Consider the following 15,912-nt stretch of genomic DNA (forward strand, 5'->3'; position numbering starts at 1 on the left):
GCGGCCCCGATGGGGTCGCCGTTTTTTTTGCCTGCTCGTTGGCCTTACCAGCCGATATCCTGCAGCAGCGGCAGGCTCAGGTCGCGCGGCGGCGTGACTACCTGCTCGAGGTCGGGGTTGATCGACGGCTCCATCAACTGGTTCGGCTTGGCCTCGGTGCTGTAGTGCGACACCGAGGAGCCGGGCGAATAGATGCTCGGCGAGTACATCAACATGCGACGCTGGACATCGGTGCCGGCCAGCCGCGTGGGGTCAAGCGCGAGCGTGGCGATCACGCCCGACCTGGTGCGGGAGCGCTGCTGCAGCGCGGCCTTGATCGCCACGCCATCCGACTGGGTGATGCGCACCGCGGGAATCGTGATCGCCGGGTCGTCACCGCTGAGCCCGGTGACGTCGCCCGGAGCATTGTCCACCACCACCATGGCGATGGCGCCGGCGGCCTGTACATTGCGCGCCTTGGTCACGAAATTGCAGGCGCCACGATCGACCAGCGCGACATTGTTGCGCACCGCCAGCGCGTTGGCGGGGGTAAGCGGGGTGCAGGCCAGGCCCGTGCCGTTGGCCTGGTCGACGACCGGCATCAGCTGGCCGCTGACAGGCGTGGTGTCGAGCGGCGCGCCGAACGAGGCGTCGCCAACGTAGTAGTCGCCCCTGGCCGCGCCGGCGTTGGCCCCGCCGATATCCAGCTTCGAGCGCGGCGCCAGCACCTGGGGGATGGCCGCATTGACGTTGGGGCCGTCCCACGACAGTCCGCGCCACTTGAGCGCCGAAGCCGCGCGCTGGGCGTCGCTCAGCGCGACCCAGGGCGTATTGGTCCGGTTGTCCACCAGGTGGTAGTCCCAGACCGAGGGTATTCCGAGAAACAGTTCTCCGGTCTCGTCGTCGGTGATCGACAGGAACCCGAGCCCGTGCGCCATTTCGTGCAGCAGCACCGCGACCAGGTCGATCTGGCCGCCGGCATTGTTGTCCAGCCCAAGATAGAACGGGGAACCGGGCAGGCAGTCGGGGAACAGGCCGAGCCTTGAATTGAAGCGCGCGATGATGTGCGGGTCGGTTGGCGCGGTCAGGTCTTCGCCGGCCAGCTTGGCCGCCAGCGCGCCCACATACCAGGTGCCGGCGCGCGGCGCGTTGGGAAAGTCGCTCCAGACTTCGGTCGGCCCGGCCGAGCCGAGCACCGCGCCGCCAGCGCTGCATGACAGCGCAACAAAAGAGGCGCCGACCCGGATCGTCACGCTGCTGTCAAGCGAAGCGCCCCAGATCCCGGCGGCATGCTGGAATGCGATCAGGCGCTGTTCGCCCAGGGTAGTGCCGGTATTGCCGCCCACGGGCGCGGCCGGGGTCGGGTCGTTGAAGCCGATGCCCGGCGTGTTCAGGTTGACGATCACGATGTTGGCGGCGGCGTGGGCGGCGCCGACGCCGCCAAGCGCCAGCGCCAGCGTCGCGGCCAGGCGCGAGACGATGACGGCGGCCTTGCGGCACACGGACTTAACGGTTTTCATGGCGCGGCTCCTCGGGCGGGGTGGCGGGGGTGGCCGGGGTCGTGAGCGCCTGGCCGGCGGCGTGTTCGCCATGGATGCATCGGTCGCTGAGCTTGCCGTTGGCGTCGCGGGTCACCACCGAATACACCATGTGGCGCTCGCCGAGACGCACCGAGCGGCGGCCGCCTGGACCGACCACCATCCTGGGCGGGGCTGCCGCCGCGGCAGCCGCGCTGGTGCGGGGGCGCAGGGCGCGCGCCTCGAGCGGAGTGGGGGCGCGCAACTGGCCGGTCTCGGGGTCGCGCACGACGACCATGCCTGGTTCATCAGGGGGCGGCGGGACTTGCAATGGGACTTGCTGCGGAGCGGTGGCCGCCAGCGCAGCCAGCGGCAGCGCCAGGGGAAGGACGAGCATCAGCGATAATCTGGACATGGCATTCTCCTGAGGGCGGTTATTTGCGCAGGCGGCGGGCGGCCGCGCCGACCGCGCCCAGGCCGGCCAGCAGCATCAGCCAGGACGACGGTTCCGGCACGGCGGTCACCACCCGCACTGCATCGAGGCCGACGTAGTCGAGCGTGGCGGCGTCGCCAAGGTAGCGGAAAGCGAAGCGTCCCTGTCCTTGGACATCGAGGTTCGTGCTCCATCGCGTCCAGTCGGAAGGAAAAGCGACGTCGCCGCCGATGGTCAGCAGCAGCGTATCGAAGCCGTCGGCACTGGTATTGCTGCCCAGGCCAAAGCGCACCTCGAGCTGGTCGAAGAAACCCGGCTCGCCGCTGCGGTTGGTGTAGAACGACAGCGTGCTCAAACCATTGAGCATGAGGGTCGGGGTGATCAGCCAGTTGTCGACCACGCCCATGCCGTTCTGGGCGTTGAGGTAGTTGGCGGCGATATAGGCATTGTCCGGCCCGTTGTAGGCGGTGAATACGTCGGGGTTGCCCTGGAACCAGCCGGTACCGGGCGGCACGCTCCGGTTGATCTGGGCCCAGTCCGACAGCTTCGCCACATTGCGGAAACCTTCGTTGAGCACGACGATATCGGCCGCATGGCTGGGTAGTGGCACCGCGGCGGCGGCGGCAAGCAGCGCCGCCCCGGACAGTGAGGTGAGTCGGTTCATGATTGCCCTTTCTTACGAAGCCAGAAAAATGGCGGTCCGCTCGCGCCTGGCTGACGACGAGGCCATTGTTGTCTTTATCGTAAGATCAAGTTGGCAAGGAATCTTGATGTATGTTTAACGCTTGAGTACGAGCGCTGAGTCCGGCGCAAGGCTGCTGGGGGTAAAAAATCGTGGGGGAAATAAAAGGCGCTGTACCCGTTAGCTATGGCCCCGCAAGCGCTCCTGCTCACTGATTCGCACGCCGCCTACCGTGCGTTCGCCCGCCAGCGGGGCATCGCCCACCAGGCAGTCAATCTGCGCTCCGGCGAGCGGGTCCGGAGCGCGATCCATGTCCAGAACGTGAACGCCTACCACCGGCGCTTGCGCCAATGGCTGGCGCGGATCCACGGGGTTGCCTCGCGTTGGCTGCCCAAGTACCTGGGCTGGCATTGGGCACTTGATCGCGGGCGGGTCACTGCCGTCGAGCACTTGCTGCGCATCGCTTGTGGACTCATCCATAGCCAACGGTGACAGCGCCAAATAAAACGGCCTCCGGGAAGGGAGGCCGTGGGTGATGCAAAGGACGATCAAGCTCGGGGAGCGCACCTGGCGGCTATTTTCTCCCCGCCAGATACCTTCTTGCGCGCATCTTCCCCACGATCCCAACCGGGAAGAAATAGATCGACAAAATGAACAGCACGCCCAGCCACAGCATCCAGCGGTCCGGATGCAAGGCCGCCGCCAGCAACGGCACGCCGTCGAGGGCGGTGGAACCCGCGCCCATCAGCTCTTTCAGGTAATTCTGGGCGATGATGAACAGCGCTGCGCCAACAACCGCGCCATACATGGTGCCCATGCCGCCGATGACGACGATCAAGAGGATATCGGTCATGACTTCGAAGCCGAGCGAAGTCTTGGGACCCACGTAGCGCAGCCACAGCGCCATCAGCGCGCCCGCCAGTGCCGCCACCAGCGCGGCCAGGCAGTTGGCCCAGATGCGGTAGACCAGGGTGCGGTAGCCGAGCGCTTCGGCGCGGAACTCGTTTTCGCGGATCGCCTGCAACACCCGGCCAAAAGGTGAGTTGACCAGGCGCAGCAGGAACAGGAACAGCAGCAGGCAACCGAAGAACACCAGGTAATAGCTCAGCAGCTTGCCATCGATCGCGCGTCCGAACACCTCGTTCTCCATGAAGGTGTAACCGGGGGTGAGCACTTCGGGCACGCTGAAGGTGACGCCGTCTTCGCCGCCGGTGAAATCGGACAGCTGCGAGGCCAACACGGCAAACGAGGACGCCACCGCCAGCGTGATCATGGCGTAGAAGATGGCGCGCACGCGCAGTGCGAACAAGCCGACCACCAGTGCCAGTGCCAGCGCCACGACCAGCGCGATGGCCAGGCCGCCGAGCGCCGCGCCCCAGGTGGCGTCGTCGACCCGTGCCAGCCCCAGGCCGATGCCGTAGGCGCCGATCCCGTAGAACATCGTGTGGGCAAACGAGACGATGCCGGTATAACCCAGCAACAAGTCATAGGACGCCACCAGCACGATGTAGATGCAGATGGTGGCGGCGGTATTGAGCGGGCGCGCGCCCACGGTCAGGAAGGGCGCGAACGCCAGTCCCAGCAAGATGATGATGAGTACCGCGCCGAGCAGGCGGCTACGCGGCAGGTCGCCGGAAAGAAGTCGATGCAGCATGGGGTCAGCTCCGCGTTGTCGAGTAAAGGCCGCTGGGTCGCCACAGCAGGATCGCGATCATCAGGACGATGTTCGACACCAGCGCGACCTTCGGCGCGAGAAAGCCGGCATAGTTGGCCACCAGGGCCATGAGCAGGGCGCCAATGAAGCAGCCGCCCACCGATCCAAGCCCGCCGATGATGATGACGATGAAGATCATCACCATGATCTCGCCGCCCATCGCCGCGGTCAGGGTTTCCTTGTAGAGGCCCCACAGCACGCCGCCCAGGCCGGCCAGTGCCGAACCTGCCGCGAACACGGCCACGAACAGGCGGCTGATGCGATAGCCGAGGCTTTCCACCATTTCGCTGTTTTCGACGCCAGCGCGGATCAACAGGCCGATCTTGGTGCGGTTCAGGGTCAGGAACATGCCCACGAAGACCACCAGTCCGACCACCACCGCCACCAGGCGATACTTTTCGATGGCGGCGTCGCCCAGGAAGATCGCGCCGCGCAGCGCGGTCGGCAGCGGCAGCGCGATGGTCTCGGCGCCCCAGATCACGTGGATCAGCTGTTCGGCCACGATCATGCCGCCCATCGTGATCAGGATCTGCTTGAGGTGCTGGCCGTAGACCGGCTTGATGATGATGCGCTCGAAGGCCCAGCCCAGCAGGCCGGTGACCACCATCGCCAGCGTGATGGCCAGCGCCAGCACGCCGAGGTTGATCAGCAGCGAATCCATCTCGAGCCAGCCGCGCATCGGAATCAGGACCATGGTCGCGGCAAAGGCACCGACCGACACAAAAGCGCCGTGGCCGAAATTGAGCACGCTCATCAGGCCAAAGACCAGGGTCAGGCCGCTGGCCATGATGAAGATCATCATGCCCATCGCCAGCCCGGCAACGGTGAGCGTCACCCAGGTGGGGAAACTGCCAACCAATGGCAGCATCAGCAGCATCAGGGCGGGAACCAGCAGCAGCGGCGCGAGGTCGCGCGGCGCGCCGGGCAGCGGCGTGTCCGTGGCGGCAAGGGGTAGGGTAGCGCTCATGATCGTGGTTTCATTCCCTATTGGTGTGAATCGAGCGACAGGCCGAGCAGGCGCTGCTGCAGTTCATCGTTGTTGGCCAGTTCATCCATCGATCCGGCATGCACCACGCGGCCGTCGTCCATCACGCCAACGGTGTCGCCGAGCGAGCGCACGAAGTTGAAATTCTGTTCGACCAGCAGGATCGTGGTGTCGGTTTCCTTGAGCTCGCGGAAGGCCGCGATCAGGCTCTGGATGATGCTTGGCGCCAGGCCCTTGGTCGGTTCGTCGACCAGCAGCAGCTGGCGCGGCTCGACGATCGCGCGGGCGATCGCCACCATCTGCTTCTGACCACCCGAGAGGTTCCCTGCCGGGTAGTTCCAGAATTTCTTCAGGGCCGGGAAGAAGCTGCAGATCCAGTCGACCCTGGCCGCGTCGAGCGGCCCGCTGCGCGCGGCCAGGTACAGGTTTTCGCGCACGGTCAGGTCGGAAAATACGGCCATGCTCTCCGGGACATAGGCAATTCCCAGGCGGGCGATATCGGGCGTGGCCAGCCTGGTGATGTCGCGGCCGTCGAAGACGATGCTGCCGGCGCTGGCCTTCCACAGGCCCATGATGGTGCGCAGGGTCGTGGTCTTGCCGGCGCCGTTGCGGCCGAGCAGCACGGACAAACCGCCGCGCGGCACCACCAGGTCGACGCCCTGCAGGATGTGGTACTGGCCGATATGGGTGTGCACGCCCGACATCGTCAGGAGTGCGCTGGCCGGGCGCTGGGGTTCAAGCATGTTCGGTTTCGGGTGTTCCAAGATAGGCTTCCTGTACGATCTTCGATTGCATGACTTGCGCCGGATTGCCGTCGGCCACCAGTGTGCCGTTGTGCAGCACGATGATGCGGTCGGCCAGCGCCCGTACCACGTCCATCTTGTGCTCGACCAGCAGCACAGTCTTGTTGCGCTCGGCTTTCACCGACTGGATCAGGTCGAGCACCACCGGCACTTCGTCCACGCTCATGCCGGCGGTCGGTTCGTCGAACATCATGATGGACGGTTCCAGCGCCAGCAGGATCGCCACTTCGAGCTTGCGCTGGTCGCCGTGCGACAGGGTGCCGACCCAGGCGTCACGCTTGGCGGACAGGGACACGCGCTCCAGGTAGTGCTCGGCGCGCTCGATCAGGCCCTTGTGGCTGGACCAGATCGAAAAGAAATTCAGGCCCATGCCGGCGCGGCTTTGCACCGCCAGGCGCACGTTCTCGATGACCGACAGGTTCGGGAACAGGTTGGTGAGCTGGAAGGCGCGACCGATGCCCATGCGCGTGCGCCTGGCGGCGCCGGCGCGCGTGAGGTCCTGCCCGTTGACAAGGACCTGGCCCGAGCTGGCCGGCAACTGGCCCGACACCAGGTTGAAATAGGTGGTCTTGCCGGCGCCGTTGGGGCCGACGATGACCGTGAGCGTGCCTGGATAGAAGTCGGCCGTAACCCCGTTCACCGCGACGTGACCGCCGAAGCGGATGGTCAGGTCGCGGGTGGACAAGGAGGGCGCGTGGGTGCTGTTGCCTTGCATGTCAGCGCTTGTTACGGATCGGCAGCGGCATCTCGGATGCCGGGATTTCGCGCACCAGCTCCAGCAGGTCCCATTCGTGTTTCTGGTCCTTCTTGATGCGGAAGTGGTACATCGGCTGGATCGCCTGATGGTCTTCCTTGCGGAAGCTCATCGTGCCTTTCGGCGTTTCGAAGGCCATGCCTTCCATTGCCGCCACCAGAGCGTCGCCATTTTTTGCGTTCGGCGCCTTCGACAGGGCCGCATGCACTGCACTGGCGGCGGCCATGCCCCCTGCAGTGAACATATCGGGCGGCATCTTGTAGCGCTTCGTGTGTTCGCGCACCAGCCAGTCGTTCATCGGGTTCTTGGGGAAGCCGTGGTAATAATAGATCGTGCCTTCGGTGCCGGCGTAGGCCTTCCAGGTCTTCATGACCGGCAGAATGTTCCCGCCCGGGGCCAGCGAAATGCCGAAGCGCTCCGGTTTCATGTCCGCGATCTTGTTCATGGGGTTGGGGCCGGCCCAGACGATGGCCAGTACGCGCGGCTGCGGCTTGTTCTTGAGCGCGTCGAACAGGCGCTGCGTCGAGGCGGTGAAATCGGTGGTGGTGGCGGGCGCGTATTCTTCGTGGATCACGTTGGCCTTGCTGCCGGTAGTAGCCAGCGCCTGCTTGCCGGCCTTGACGGCGTCGCGTCCGAACGCATAATCCTGCGCCAGGAAACCGACGCTGCCGCCCTTGAGGGTGGTGGCGGCGGCCAGCGCATCCTGCATCGAGCTGCGCGCGGTGCGGAAGATGTACTTGTTCCACTTCTCGCCGGTGATCGCATCGGCCACCGCCGGCTCCACGATCAACACCTTCTTGTATTCTTTCGCCACCGGCAGCATGGCGATCGCCGAACCCGACGAAGTAGTGCCGACCGCGATGTCGACCTTGTCGTCGCCATAGGCTTCGGCCAGCAGGGTGCGGCCCAGGTCGGGCTTGGACTGGTCGTCCTTGACGATGACCTTGATTTTGCGGCCGTTGATGGCCATCGTGCCCTTGGTGAGGTATTCCAGGCCCATCATGAAGCCGGTCTCGGTTTCCTTGGCGTAGGCTTCGAGCGGGCCGGTCTTGCCGGCGATTAGGGCGATCTTCAGGTCCTTGCCCTGGGCCAGGGCGCCAGGTGCGGCGCCGGCCGCGAAAGCGGCAATCAGGGCGCCGCAGAGGGGTTTGATCAAGTGTTTCATGGAGTCTCCTTCTATGTTCCTCAGGGTACCCTGGCCAGAAACTGGCGGATCGCGTCCAGCGCTTCAGGCTCGGTGAGCATGGGCGCGTGGCCGACATCGGGTACTTCGGCGTACTGCAGTTCTGGGGCTGCCTTGCGCATCCAGCTGGCCTGTTCGGGTTCGACCAGGTCGGATAGCGCGCCGCGCACCAGCAGGGTAGGGCGGCGCCGTGCCAGGCGGCGAAACGCCATGCGCGCTGCCAGCGAGGTCGGGCGCAGCTTGCCCGTCTGGATCGCCGTGGCGATATTCGGATCGTAACGCAGGGCCAGCTGTCCGTCATCCTTCTCTTCAAATGCGCGGCGCGCCCATTTGGCCCATTCGGCGTCGCTGTTGGCAGGGAAGGCGCAGGCATTGATGTCGCGCAGGTAGCCGGCCGCCTCGTCCCAGCTGGCGAGCGTGCCGCAGCGGCCCGCGTAGCCGGCGATGCGCTCGAGCCCGCGCCGCGACATGACTGGCCCGATATCGTTGATGATGGCGGCGGCAATCAGGTCGAGGTGGCGCGCCGCCAGGGTCATGGTGATCAGGCCGCCCATCGAGGTACCCACGAAGACGGCGCGGGCGATCCCGAGGTCGTGCATCAGCTTGACGATGTCGCCGGCATAGACCACCGGGTTGTAGTTTTCCGGATTCGGGTCGCGCGCCGAATTGCCGCGCCCGCGCACGTCCACCGCGATCACGCGCCGGCCCATGTCCGCCAGCAGCGGCGCCAGCTCGTCGAAATCGCTCGAGTTGCGGGTCAGGCCGTGGATGCAGATCACGGGACATTTTGCCGGCAACCCGGTAGGCGCGGCACCTGCCGCGCAGGTTGCAGCATAGTCGCGTGCGTACAGCGCCAGCCCGTCGCTGCTGAGATAGCTCATTGGAGTGAATGTGGACACGCTGGCTTATCCTGTCAGTCGTTCGCGCTACGGTGGTTCGGGTGAAAAACAGGCTGCAACCGGCCCGGCCGGCGCGCTTTTCAGCGAAAAGGCGCCAGCCAGGCGGTGCTGCCTGGTAAAACGAAGGTTTAGAAACGGTACTCGAGCGTGGCCGAGACCTGGCGCGGGTTGCCGTAGAACGCGGTCAGGGTGCCCTCGTTGCCCAGGGTCGGGAACAGGTAGCCGCCGGTCTTGTAGCGCTTGTCGCCCAGGTTCTTGCCGTGCAGGCCAGCGCGGATCTTGCCATCGAGACGGGTCCAGACGATCGATGCGTCGTACAGCTTGTACGATTCCTGGTCGATCAGCGATGCGGTTTCGAACTGCGCGGTGGCGCCCTTGTGCGAAGCGCTGCCAATGAGCGAGAGCTTGCCTTCGCGGCCCATGACCGGCAGCGGGATATCGTAGTTCACGCGCAGGTTGGCCGAGTTCTTCGGGGTGTTCTGGAACTTGCGTGCGCCGGCCACGTTCACGCCAGCCACGAAGTATTCCTTGTACTCGGCATCGATGTAGCTATACATGCCGGCCACCATGAAGTTCGAGGTGAAGTTGGCCACCGCTTCGAGTTCGAGGCCCTTGATCTTGGCCTTGCCGGCATTGGTGGTCACGCCGGCGAAGCTGTCGTCGCGGCCGTCGCCGTTGGTGTCGATCGCCACCGAGCCCGGGATCTGCACGTCCTGGTAGTCGCTGTAGAACACCGCCGCGTTGGTCGTGATGCGGTTGCCATGGAAGGCCGACTTCAGGCCCAGTTCGTAGGTCTCGATGGTTTCCGGGGCATAACCGGCGCGCGCCACCGCCAGCGGAATGCGGGTGCCGACCACGTTCAGGCGTGGATCGAAGCCACCGCCCTTGAAGCCTTCGGAGTACGAGGCATACACGTTGTGGTCCGGGTTGATCTTGTAGTTCACGGCCACGCGCGGGGTGAACTTCTTGTCCTCGCGGCTCAGGACGCCGCCACGCAGGTCGGTGTCGGTGCGGAACAGGACCGCGCCTGGATTGCCCATTCCCGGGGTGCCGTTGGCACCGAAATAAATCTGGCGCAGCACTTCGGCGTCGCGCTGGTCGACGGTGTAGCGCCCGCCCAGCGACAGGCTCACCGCGTCGGTCAGCTGATAACTGCCGTCGGCATAGATGGCCCAGGCCTTGGTGTCGACGTCGCCGCTGGTGAAGGTCGACGTCGGCACGGCGCCGGCGAGCATGGTGTCGAACTTGTTGAAGGCGTTGGCGTCGATGTAGTAGATGCCGGCCACGCCCTGCAGGCGAGCACCCGTGTAGGTAAGGTTGAATTCCTGGCTGAACTGCTCGTTGGTGTACAGGGCCGGCACATGGAAGTCGGTCACGGCCAGCGAGTCGAAGTCGATCGGTGCGTACGACTTGTCCTTGCGCGAGGCCGTGATCGATTTTACCGACCACTCGTTGTTGATGGTGTACTCGACGGTAGCCGAGACGCCGTGCGCTGTCACTTCCTGGTCGCGCCCGAGCGCCTTGGTCAGATTGGCGCGGGTGTCGTAGACGTTGCCCAGGATCGGCGCGCCGCTGGTGCGGCCGACGATCAGGCGGTGGCCGTTCTTCGGGCTCGAGTCGTCCTGGGTGGCGTCGCCGGCGATGCGGATGAACAGGTCGGGCGTCGGGGTGAATTCGGCCGACAGGCGGGCGGCGGTGACGTCCTTGTCGTAGTTTTCGCCGCCGGTGGTCAGGTTCTTGCCGAAGCCGTCGCGCTTGAAGCGGGCGAAGGTGCCGCCGATGCGGGCGGTGCTTGATATCGGGGTGCTGGCGGTGGCGACGATTTCCTTCTGGCCGTATTCGCCGATGGTGGCGCGCAGGCGGGCGTCGGTGCGCGGGGCCAGTTTGCGGGTGACGTACTTGACGGCGCCGCCGATGGTGTTGCGCCCGTACAGCGTGCCCTGCGGGCCGCGCAGCACTTCGATGCGCTCGACGTCGTAAATATCGGCCACCGCCGCTTGCGGGCGCGCCAGGTAAATGTCGTCGATATAGATGCCCACGCCTGCCTCGAAGCCGGCCAGCGGGTCGGCCTGGCCGACGCCGCGAATAAAGGCGGTCAGGGTCGAATTGGTGGCGCGCGAAGCCTTCAGGGTGGTGTTCGGCAGCGCGGTTGCCAGGGCGGTAATGTCCGGCGTCGCCACTTTCGAGAGCTGGTCGGCGCTGAAGGCGGTCACCGAGACCGGCACGTCTTGCAGTGATTCTTCGCGGCGGCGCGCCGTCACGACCACCTTGGTCACGGCCTGGTCGGCGGATGCCTCCGGGGCGCCGGCGCCATCCTGGGCGTGGACCACGCTACCGCCCGACAGGACGAGCAGGGCCACGGCGGACTGTATTGCAGGGTTAAGCAGCTTCATTTTGTTCTTGGTCAGACGCATCGATGTCTCCTAATTTTTGATAGCGGCATGCGTTCAGGTTTTCGCATACCGAACAGTGTGCCTCGGTTGAGTTTGGTTCGATAGTCAACATTCGCCCACCCCTTTGTGCAAAAATGCACAGGCTACCCCGGTTGTGCTGTGCAAGCTTGCGCCTGGTGTTTTCGGGGAAGTGAGCGGGAACGGGCCGCCGCGTAGACGACTTGCGTGCGGCAGGGGCGGCTTGACTTCAAATGATTGCAGGGGGAATGTGCACTAGTGCACAATATGACTTCTTGATATTGAACAAGCGATCCGATGAATACGCTGCCCGAATGGACCGACCTGCGTTTCTTCCTGGAGCTGGCGCGCGCCGGCACCCTGTCGGGCGCCTCGCGCCGGCTCGAAGTGGAGCACACGACGGTGGCGCGCCGCATCGACCGGCTCGAGACCCAGCTCGAGACCACGCTGTTCGACCGCTCGCGCGAAGGCTACGAGCTGACCGAGGTCGGCCAGGCGCTGCTGCCGCATGCCGAAGCCATGGAAGGAGCGGCGCTGGCCGCGGCCGAGCAGATCGGCGGGGCCGAGGTCGCGGCCCATGGCGTGGTGCGCCTTGGCGTGCCGGAGGTGTTCGGGGTGCGCGTGGTGGCGCCGCTATTGGCCCCGCTGCTCGAACAGAATCCGGACCTGTCGATCGACCTGCTGGCGCTGCCCAGCTTTGCCAACCTGGCCAACCGCGAAGCCGACCTGGGCGTCATGATGGATGCGCCCACGACCGGGCGCTACATGGTGACGCGGCTGGCCTCGTTCCATTTTTATCTGTATGCCGCGCCGATCTACCTGGCCAAGCATGCGCCGATCCGTTCCCTGGCCGATCTCGCCAGCCACGACTTCGTCGACTACGTACAGGACCGGCTGGCCAGCCGCGAACTGTCCTACCTGAACGAACTGGGCTTCACGCCGCGCCGCCGCATGTGCTGTTCCGGCATGACCGCCCAGCTCGAGGCCGCCTCGCTCGGCATGGGCTTGATGATGGCGCCGCCCTATGCGGTGCCGGACAACGGCCGGCTGGTGCGGGTGCTGCCCGGCTTCCAGGCCGAGCGCTCGTTCTGGCTGGCCGCACCCACCGACCTGTACCGGCTGCGGCGCGTGAAAGTGGTGTGGGACTTGCTGCGCGAATGCGCCGAAAGCCATCCCGACCTGTTCGTGCAGGGCAAGGCTGTGCACCGCTGATCGGCCCGCGCCGCGCTTTCCGCGGCAGTTAGCCTGGTGCGCGGAACGGATTGCGCTCGTTGAGTTCATCGAGGTACGCGTCGATGCCGCCACTTTCGCGCTCCAGGAAGCGCTCGATCGCATCGGCGAACGACGGATGCGCCAGCCAGTGCGCCGACCAGGTGCGGGTCGGCAGGAAGCCGCGCGCCATCTTGTGCTCGCCCTGGGCGCCGCCTTCGAAGACCGCGATGCCCTGTTCGATGCAGAACTCGAGTGGCTGGTAATACGCCGCCTCGAAATGCAGGCAGGGTACGTGTTCGAGTTCGCCCCAGTAGCGCCCGAACAGCGTGGTCTCGTTGTGGATCACCAGCGAGGCGGCGATATCGCGCCCGTCGCGCTCGGCGATGACGAGCAGAATATTGTCCGGCATCGCAGTGCCGATGCGGCGGAAGAAATCCAGGTTGAGGTAGGGCGTCGAGTGGTGGGCCTGGTAGGTGTGCCGGTAGCAGCGGTTGAACAGCGCCCAGTCGGCATCAAGGGCATCGCGCCCGCGCACGCGGCGCATGCTCACGCCAGCTTCGCGCACCTTGCGCCGCTCGGCGCGGATGTTCTTGCGTTTTTTCGGTTCGAGCGTAGCCAGGAATTCGTCGAAGCTCGCATAGCCCCCGTTGAGCCAATGAAACTGCACCCCGCTGCGCAGCATGAAGCCGGCGTCTTGCAGCTGGCGCGCATGGGCTTCTGGCGGAAACAGGATGTGGGTGGACGAGACGTCGAGCGCGCGCTGCGCGGCCACCAGCACCGCGATCAGCGCGGCGCGCGCGGCATCGTCGATGGCCAGCAGGCGCGGCCCGGCCACCGGCGTGAACGGGATCGCCGCGAGCAGCTTGGGGTAGTAATCCAGGCCATGGCGCTGGTAGGCGTCGGCCCAGGCCCAGTCGAACACGTATTCGCCGTACGAGTGCTGCTTGACGTACAGGGGCAGCGCGGCCACCAGTTGCTCGCCGTCGAACAGCGCGATGTACTGCGGCTGCCAGCCGGTTTCCGGCGCGGCGCTGCCGGAGGCGTGCAGCGCGTGCAGGAAGGCATACGACAGGAAGGGGTTGGCATTGTCCTGCGCTGCCACCAGCGCATCCCAGCGGGCCTGCCCCAGCTCGGGCAGAGAAGAAACGATATGCGTGCGATAATTCAAATTGACTTCCGTAGCAAAACGAATGGATAGATTGCGACCCTGCGCACCCTTGCGATCGGCGAGCCCGGCGCCGGCCAGCGCGCACCAGACCCCACCATGACCAAGCGATTCTTCAACCTCTATACGCACCACTTTGCCCGCGTCGCCGTGGCCGTCCCGCGCTGCCGCGTTGCCGATCCGGGCTTTAATGTCGAGCAGACCATCGCGCTCGCGCGCCAGGCCGCCCTCGAGGGCGCCGTGCTGGTGGCCTTTCCCGAACTGGGACTGTCGGCCTACAGCTGCGACGACCTGTTCCACCAGCGCGCGCTGCTCGACGCCTGCCTCGACGGCTTGGCAAGCATTGTCGAGGCCTCGCAGGAATTGCCGCTGGCAATGGTAGTCGGCTTGCCGCTCGTGGTCGATCACCAGCTCTACAATTGCGCGGTAGTGGTGGCCGGTGGCCGCGTGCTCGGTGTGGTGCCAAAAAGCTTTTTGCCCAATTATGGCGAATTTTACGAATCCCGGCAGTTCAGTGCCGCCGATTGCGCGGCAGTCGATCAGGTCGACCTGTTCGGCGCCCCCGTGCCCTTCGGTCCGGCGCTGCTGTTCGAGGTCGAGAACCTGCCCCTGTTCCGGTTCCACGTCGAGATCTGCGAAGACCTCTGGGTGCCGGTTCCGCCATCGTCGTTCGCGGCCCTGGCCGGCGCCACGGTGCTGGTCAACCTGTCGGCCTCGAACGTGGTGGTGGGCAAGAGCGGCTATCGGCACCAGCTGGTCGGCCAGCAGTCGGCGCGCTGCCTGGCGGCCTACCTGTACACCTCGGCCGGGCGGGGCGAATCGACGACCGACATGGCCTGGGATGGCCAGTCGCTGATCTACGAAAGAGGCGATCTGCTGGCCGAGTCCGAGCGGTTCAGCGACGAGTCGCACCTGCTGTTCGCCGACATCGACCTCGAGCGCCTGTCCAACGAGCGCATGCGTACCACCACGTTTGCCCACTCGGTACGCCGGCATGCCACCGAGGTGTCGGCGTTCCGGCGGGTAGCGTTCCAGCTGGCGCTGCCCATCGAGCGCGAGCTGGCGCTGGCGCGCACCGTCGAACGCTTCCCGTATGTGCCGGCCGACCAGGCCCGGCGCGACGAGCGCTGCACCGAGGTCTACAACATCCAGGTGCAGGCCCTGATCCAGCGCCTCACCGCGAGCGGCATCAAGAAGGTCGTGCTGGGGGTGTCGGGCGGTCTCGATTCGACCCATGCGCTGCTGGTCTGCGCCCATGCGATGGACCGCCTCGGCCTGCCGCGCTCGAATATCCTGGCCTATACCATGCCCGGCTTTGCCACCAGCGAACGCACCCTCGAGCAAGCCAAGGACCTGATGGCGGCGGTGGGCTGCAGCGCCCAGCTGATCGATATCCGGCCAAGCTGCATCCAGATGCTCAAGGACCTGGGCCACCCGTACAGCGAGGGCAAGCTTGACTACGACATCACCTTCGAGAACGTGCAGGCGGGCGAACGCACCAACCACCTGTTCCGGCTGGCGAACTTCCACAACGCGATCGTGATCGGCACCGGCGACCTGTCCGAACTGGCGCTGGGCTGGTGCACCTATGGCGTGGGCGACCATATGTCGCACTACAACGTCAATGCGAGCGTGCCGAAGACCCTGATCTCTTACCTGGTGCGCTGGGTCGCCGAGACCGGCGCGGTGGTTCCGCACGGGGCCGGGGTGCTGCTCAAGATCCTGGACACCGAGATCAGTCCCGAGCTGGTGCCCGGGGCGGACGACGGCAAGCCGGCCCAGATCACCGAGAACGTCATCGGCCCCTACGAGCTGCAGGATTTCAACCTGTATTACATCCTGCGCTTCGGCTTCAAGCCGAGCAAGGTGGCTTTCCTGTCGTGGTCGGCCTGGCACGACCGCGAGCAGGGCAAGTGGCCCAACGCGGCCCTCGAACGCAACCAGTACGAGCTCGCCGCGATCAAGAAGAACCTGGGCATCTTCTTGTGGCGCTTCTTCAAGACCAGCCAGTTCAAGCGCTCGTGCGTGCCCAACGGGCCAAAGGTCGGCAACGGCGGCTCGCTGTCGCCGCGCGGCGACTGGCGCGCGCCGTCCGATTCCGAAGCCACCGTCTGGATGGATGACCTCGACAATATTCCCGATTAACCGTGGAGACCTCGATACACCTGCTGCGCA

At 65.5% G+C, this 15,912-nt stretch carries 13 protein-coding genes and 1 pseudogene; 3 read left to right on the top strand and 11 right to left on the bottom strand.

Annotation, left to right across the window (positions count from 1 at the left end; genetic code table 11):
- Positions 1-44: 44 nt before the first annotated feature.
- Genes NRS07_RS08745 through NRS07_RS08755 form a run of 3 tightly spaced genes read right to left on the bottom strand, consistent with a single transcriptional unit; the run spans position 45 to position 2,593 of the window.
- Positions 45-1,499, bottom strand: a complete 1,455-nt coding sequence (locus NRS07_RS08745) for a PA domain-containing protein (protein WP_259212577.1) — start codon at positions 1,497-1,499, stop codon at positions 45-47.
- Entirely contained in the window at positions 1,486-1,911 is a 426-nt protein-coding gene (locus tag NRS07_RS08750) for a post-PEP-CTERM-1 domain-containing protein (RefSeq protein ID WP_259212579.1), read from the bottom strand. Before NRS07_RS08750 ends, NRS07_RS08745 begins: the two co-directional genes overlap by 14 nt.
- 19 nt (positions 1,912-1,930) lie before the next feature.
- Entirely contained in the window at positions 1,931-2,593 is a 663-nt protein-coding gene (locus NRS07_RS08755; protein WP_259212583.1) for a choice-of-anchor J family PEP-CTERM protein, read from the bottom strand.
- A 219-nt stretch (positions 2,594-2,812) separates the two neighbouring features.
- Here NRS07_RS08755 and NRS07_RS08760 point away from each other — a divergent pair.
- Positions 2,813-3,103, top strand: a pseudogene (locus NRS07_RS08760) (IS1595 family transposase); the annotation flags it as partial.
- 82 nt (positions 3,104-3,185) lie between these two features.
- Here NRS07_RS08760 and NRS07_RS08765 read toward each other — a convergent pair.
- The 7 genes from NRS07_RS08765 to NRS07_RS08795 all read right to left on the bottom strand — a co-directional run bounded on the left by NRS07_RS08765 (position 3,186) and on the right by NRS07_RS08795 (position 11,363).
- Positions 3,186-4,265 (bottom strand): branched-chain amino acid ABC transporter permease, encoded by a 1,080-nt coding sequence (locus NRS07_RS08765; RefSeq protein WP_259212586.1) that lies wholly within the window; start codon positions 4,263-4,265, stop codon positions 3,186-3,188.
- 4 nt (positions 4,266-4,269) lie between these two features.
- Positions 4,270-5,292, bottom strand: a complete 1,023-nt coding sequence (locus NRS07_RS08770) for a branched-chain amino acid ABC transporter permease (RefSeq protein ID WP_259212588.1) — start codon at positions 5,290-5,292, stop codon at positions 4,270-4,272.
- A 17-nt stretch (positions 5,293-5,309) separates the two neighbouring features.
- On the bottom strand, positions 5,310-6,053 hold the full coding sequence (locus NRS07_RS08775) for an ABC transporter ATP-binding protein (RefSeq protein ID WP_259212590.1): 744 nt from the start codon (positions 6,051-6,053) through the stop codon (positions 5,310-5,312).
- Entirely contained in the window at positions 6,046-6,828 is a 783-nt protein-coding gene (locus NRS07_RS08780) for an ABC transporter ATP-binding protein (protein WP_259212591.1), read from the bottom strand. The genes NRS07_RS08775 and NRS07_RS08780 overlap by 8 nt, the downstream gene beginning before the upstream one ends.
- A 1-nt stretch (position 6,829) precedes the next feature.
- A complete protein-coding gene (locus NRS07_RS08785) occupies positions 6,830-8,032 on the bottom strand; it encodes a substrate-binding domain-containing protein (RefSeq protein ID WP_259212592.1) in 1,203 nt (400 codons plus the stop codon).
- A 20-nt stretch (positions 8,033-8,052) separates the two neighbouring features.
- Positions 8,053-8,949, bottom strand: a complete 897-nt coding sequence (locus tag NRS07_RS08790) for an alpha/beta fold hydrolase (protein ID WP_259212593.1) — start codon at positions 8,947-8,949, stop codon at positions 8,053-8,055.
- Between the two features lie 128 nt (positions 8,950-9,077).
- A complete protein-coding gene (locus NRS07_RS08795; RefSeq protein ID WP_259212595.1) occupies positions 9,078-11,363 on the bottom strand; it encodes a TonB-dependent receptor in 2,286 nt (761 codons plus the stop codon).
- Between the two features lie 294 nt (positions 11,364-11,657).
- Here NRS07_RS08795 and NRS07_RS08800 point away from each other — a divergent pair, with 294 nt between their 5' ends.
- The gene (locus NRS07_RS08800) at positions 11,658-12,572 is read left to right on the top strand and encodes a LysR family transcriptional regulator (RefSeq protein ID WP_259212597.1); all 915 of its coding nucleotides are present in this window, start codon (positions 11,658-11,660) and stop codon (positions 12,570-12,572) included.
- Positions 12,573-12,600: 28 nt separating this feature from the next.
- Here the strand turns inward: NRS07_RS08800 and NRS07_RS08805 are convergent, their stop codons facing one another.
- Entirely contained in the window at positions 12,601-13,740 is a 1,140-nt protein-coding gene (locus NRS07_RS08805) for a GNAT family N-acetyltransferase (RefSeq protein ID WP_259212598.1), read from the bottom strand.
- A 96-nt stretch (positions 13,741-13,836) separates the two neighbouring features.
- On the opposite strand from NRS07_RS08805, the gene NRS07_RS08810 reads away from it, so the two are divergent.
- Positions 13,837-15,882 (top strand): NAD(+) synthase, encoded by a 2,046-nt coding sequence (locus tag NRS07_RS08810; RefSeq protein WP_259212599.1) that lies wholly within the window; start codon positions 13,837-13,839, stop codon positions 15,880-15,882.
- Positions 15,883-15,912 lie beyond the last annotated feature (30 nt).

The sequence above is a fragment of the Massilia sp. H6 genome, from assembly GCF_024802625.1.
Classification (GTDB): Bacteria; Pseudomonadota; Gammaproteobacteria; order Burkholderiales; family Burkholderiaceae_D; genus Telluria.

What these genes read in the sequence shown, in the direction of transcription:
- NRS07_RS08745 (WP_259212577.1), bottom strand. Translation starts at nt 1,499, where the DNA reads ATGAAAACCGTTAAGTCCGTGTGCCGCAAGGCCGCCGTCATCGTCTCG.
- NRS07_RS08750 (WP_259212579.1), bottom strand. Translation starts at nt 1,911, where the DNA reads ATGTCCAGATTATCGCTGATGCTCGTCCTTCCCCTGGCGCTGCCGCTG.
- NRS07_RS08755 (WP_259212583.1), bottom strand. Translation starts at nt 2,593, where the DNA reads ATGAACCGACTCACCTCACTGTCCGGGGCGGCGCTGCTTGCCGCCGCC.
- NRS07_RS08765 (WP_259212586.1), bottom strand. Translation starts at nt 4,265, where the DNA reads ATGCTGCATCGACTTCTTTCCGGCGACCTGCCGCGTAGCCGCCTGCTC.
- NRS07_RS08770 (WP_259212588.1), bottom strand. Translation starts at nt 5,292, where the DNA reads ATGAGCGCTACCCTACCCCTTGCCGCCACGGACACGCCGCTGCCCGGC.
- NRS07_RS08775 (WP_259212590.1), bottom strand. Translation starts at nt 6,053, where the DNA reads ATGCTTGAACCCCAGCGCCCGGCCAGCGCACTCCTGACGATGTCGGGC.
- NRS07_RS08780 (WP_259212591.1), bottom strand. Translation starts at nt 6,828, where the DNA reads ATGCAAGGCAACAGCACCCACGCGCCCTCCTTGTCCACCCGCGACCTG.
- NRS07_RS08785 (WP_259212592.1), bottom strand. Translation starts at nt 8,032, where the DNA reads ATGAAACACTTGATCAAACCCCTCTGCGGCGCCCTGATTGCCGCTTTC.
- NRS07_RS08795 (WP_259212595.1), bottom strand. Translation starts at nt 11,363, where the DNA reads ATGCGTCTGACCAAGAACAAAATGAAGCTGCTTAACCCTGCAATACAG.
- NRS07_RS08800 (WP_259212597.1), top strand. Translation starts at nt 11,658, where the DNA reads ATGAATACGCTGCCCGAATGGACCGACCTGCGTTTCTTCCTGGAGCTG.
- NRS07_RS08810 (WP_259212599.1), top strand. Translation starts at nt 13,837, where the DNA reads ATGACCAAGCGATTCTTCAACCTCTATACGCACCACTTTGCCCGCGTC.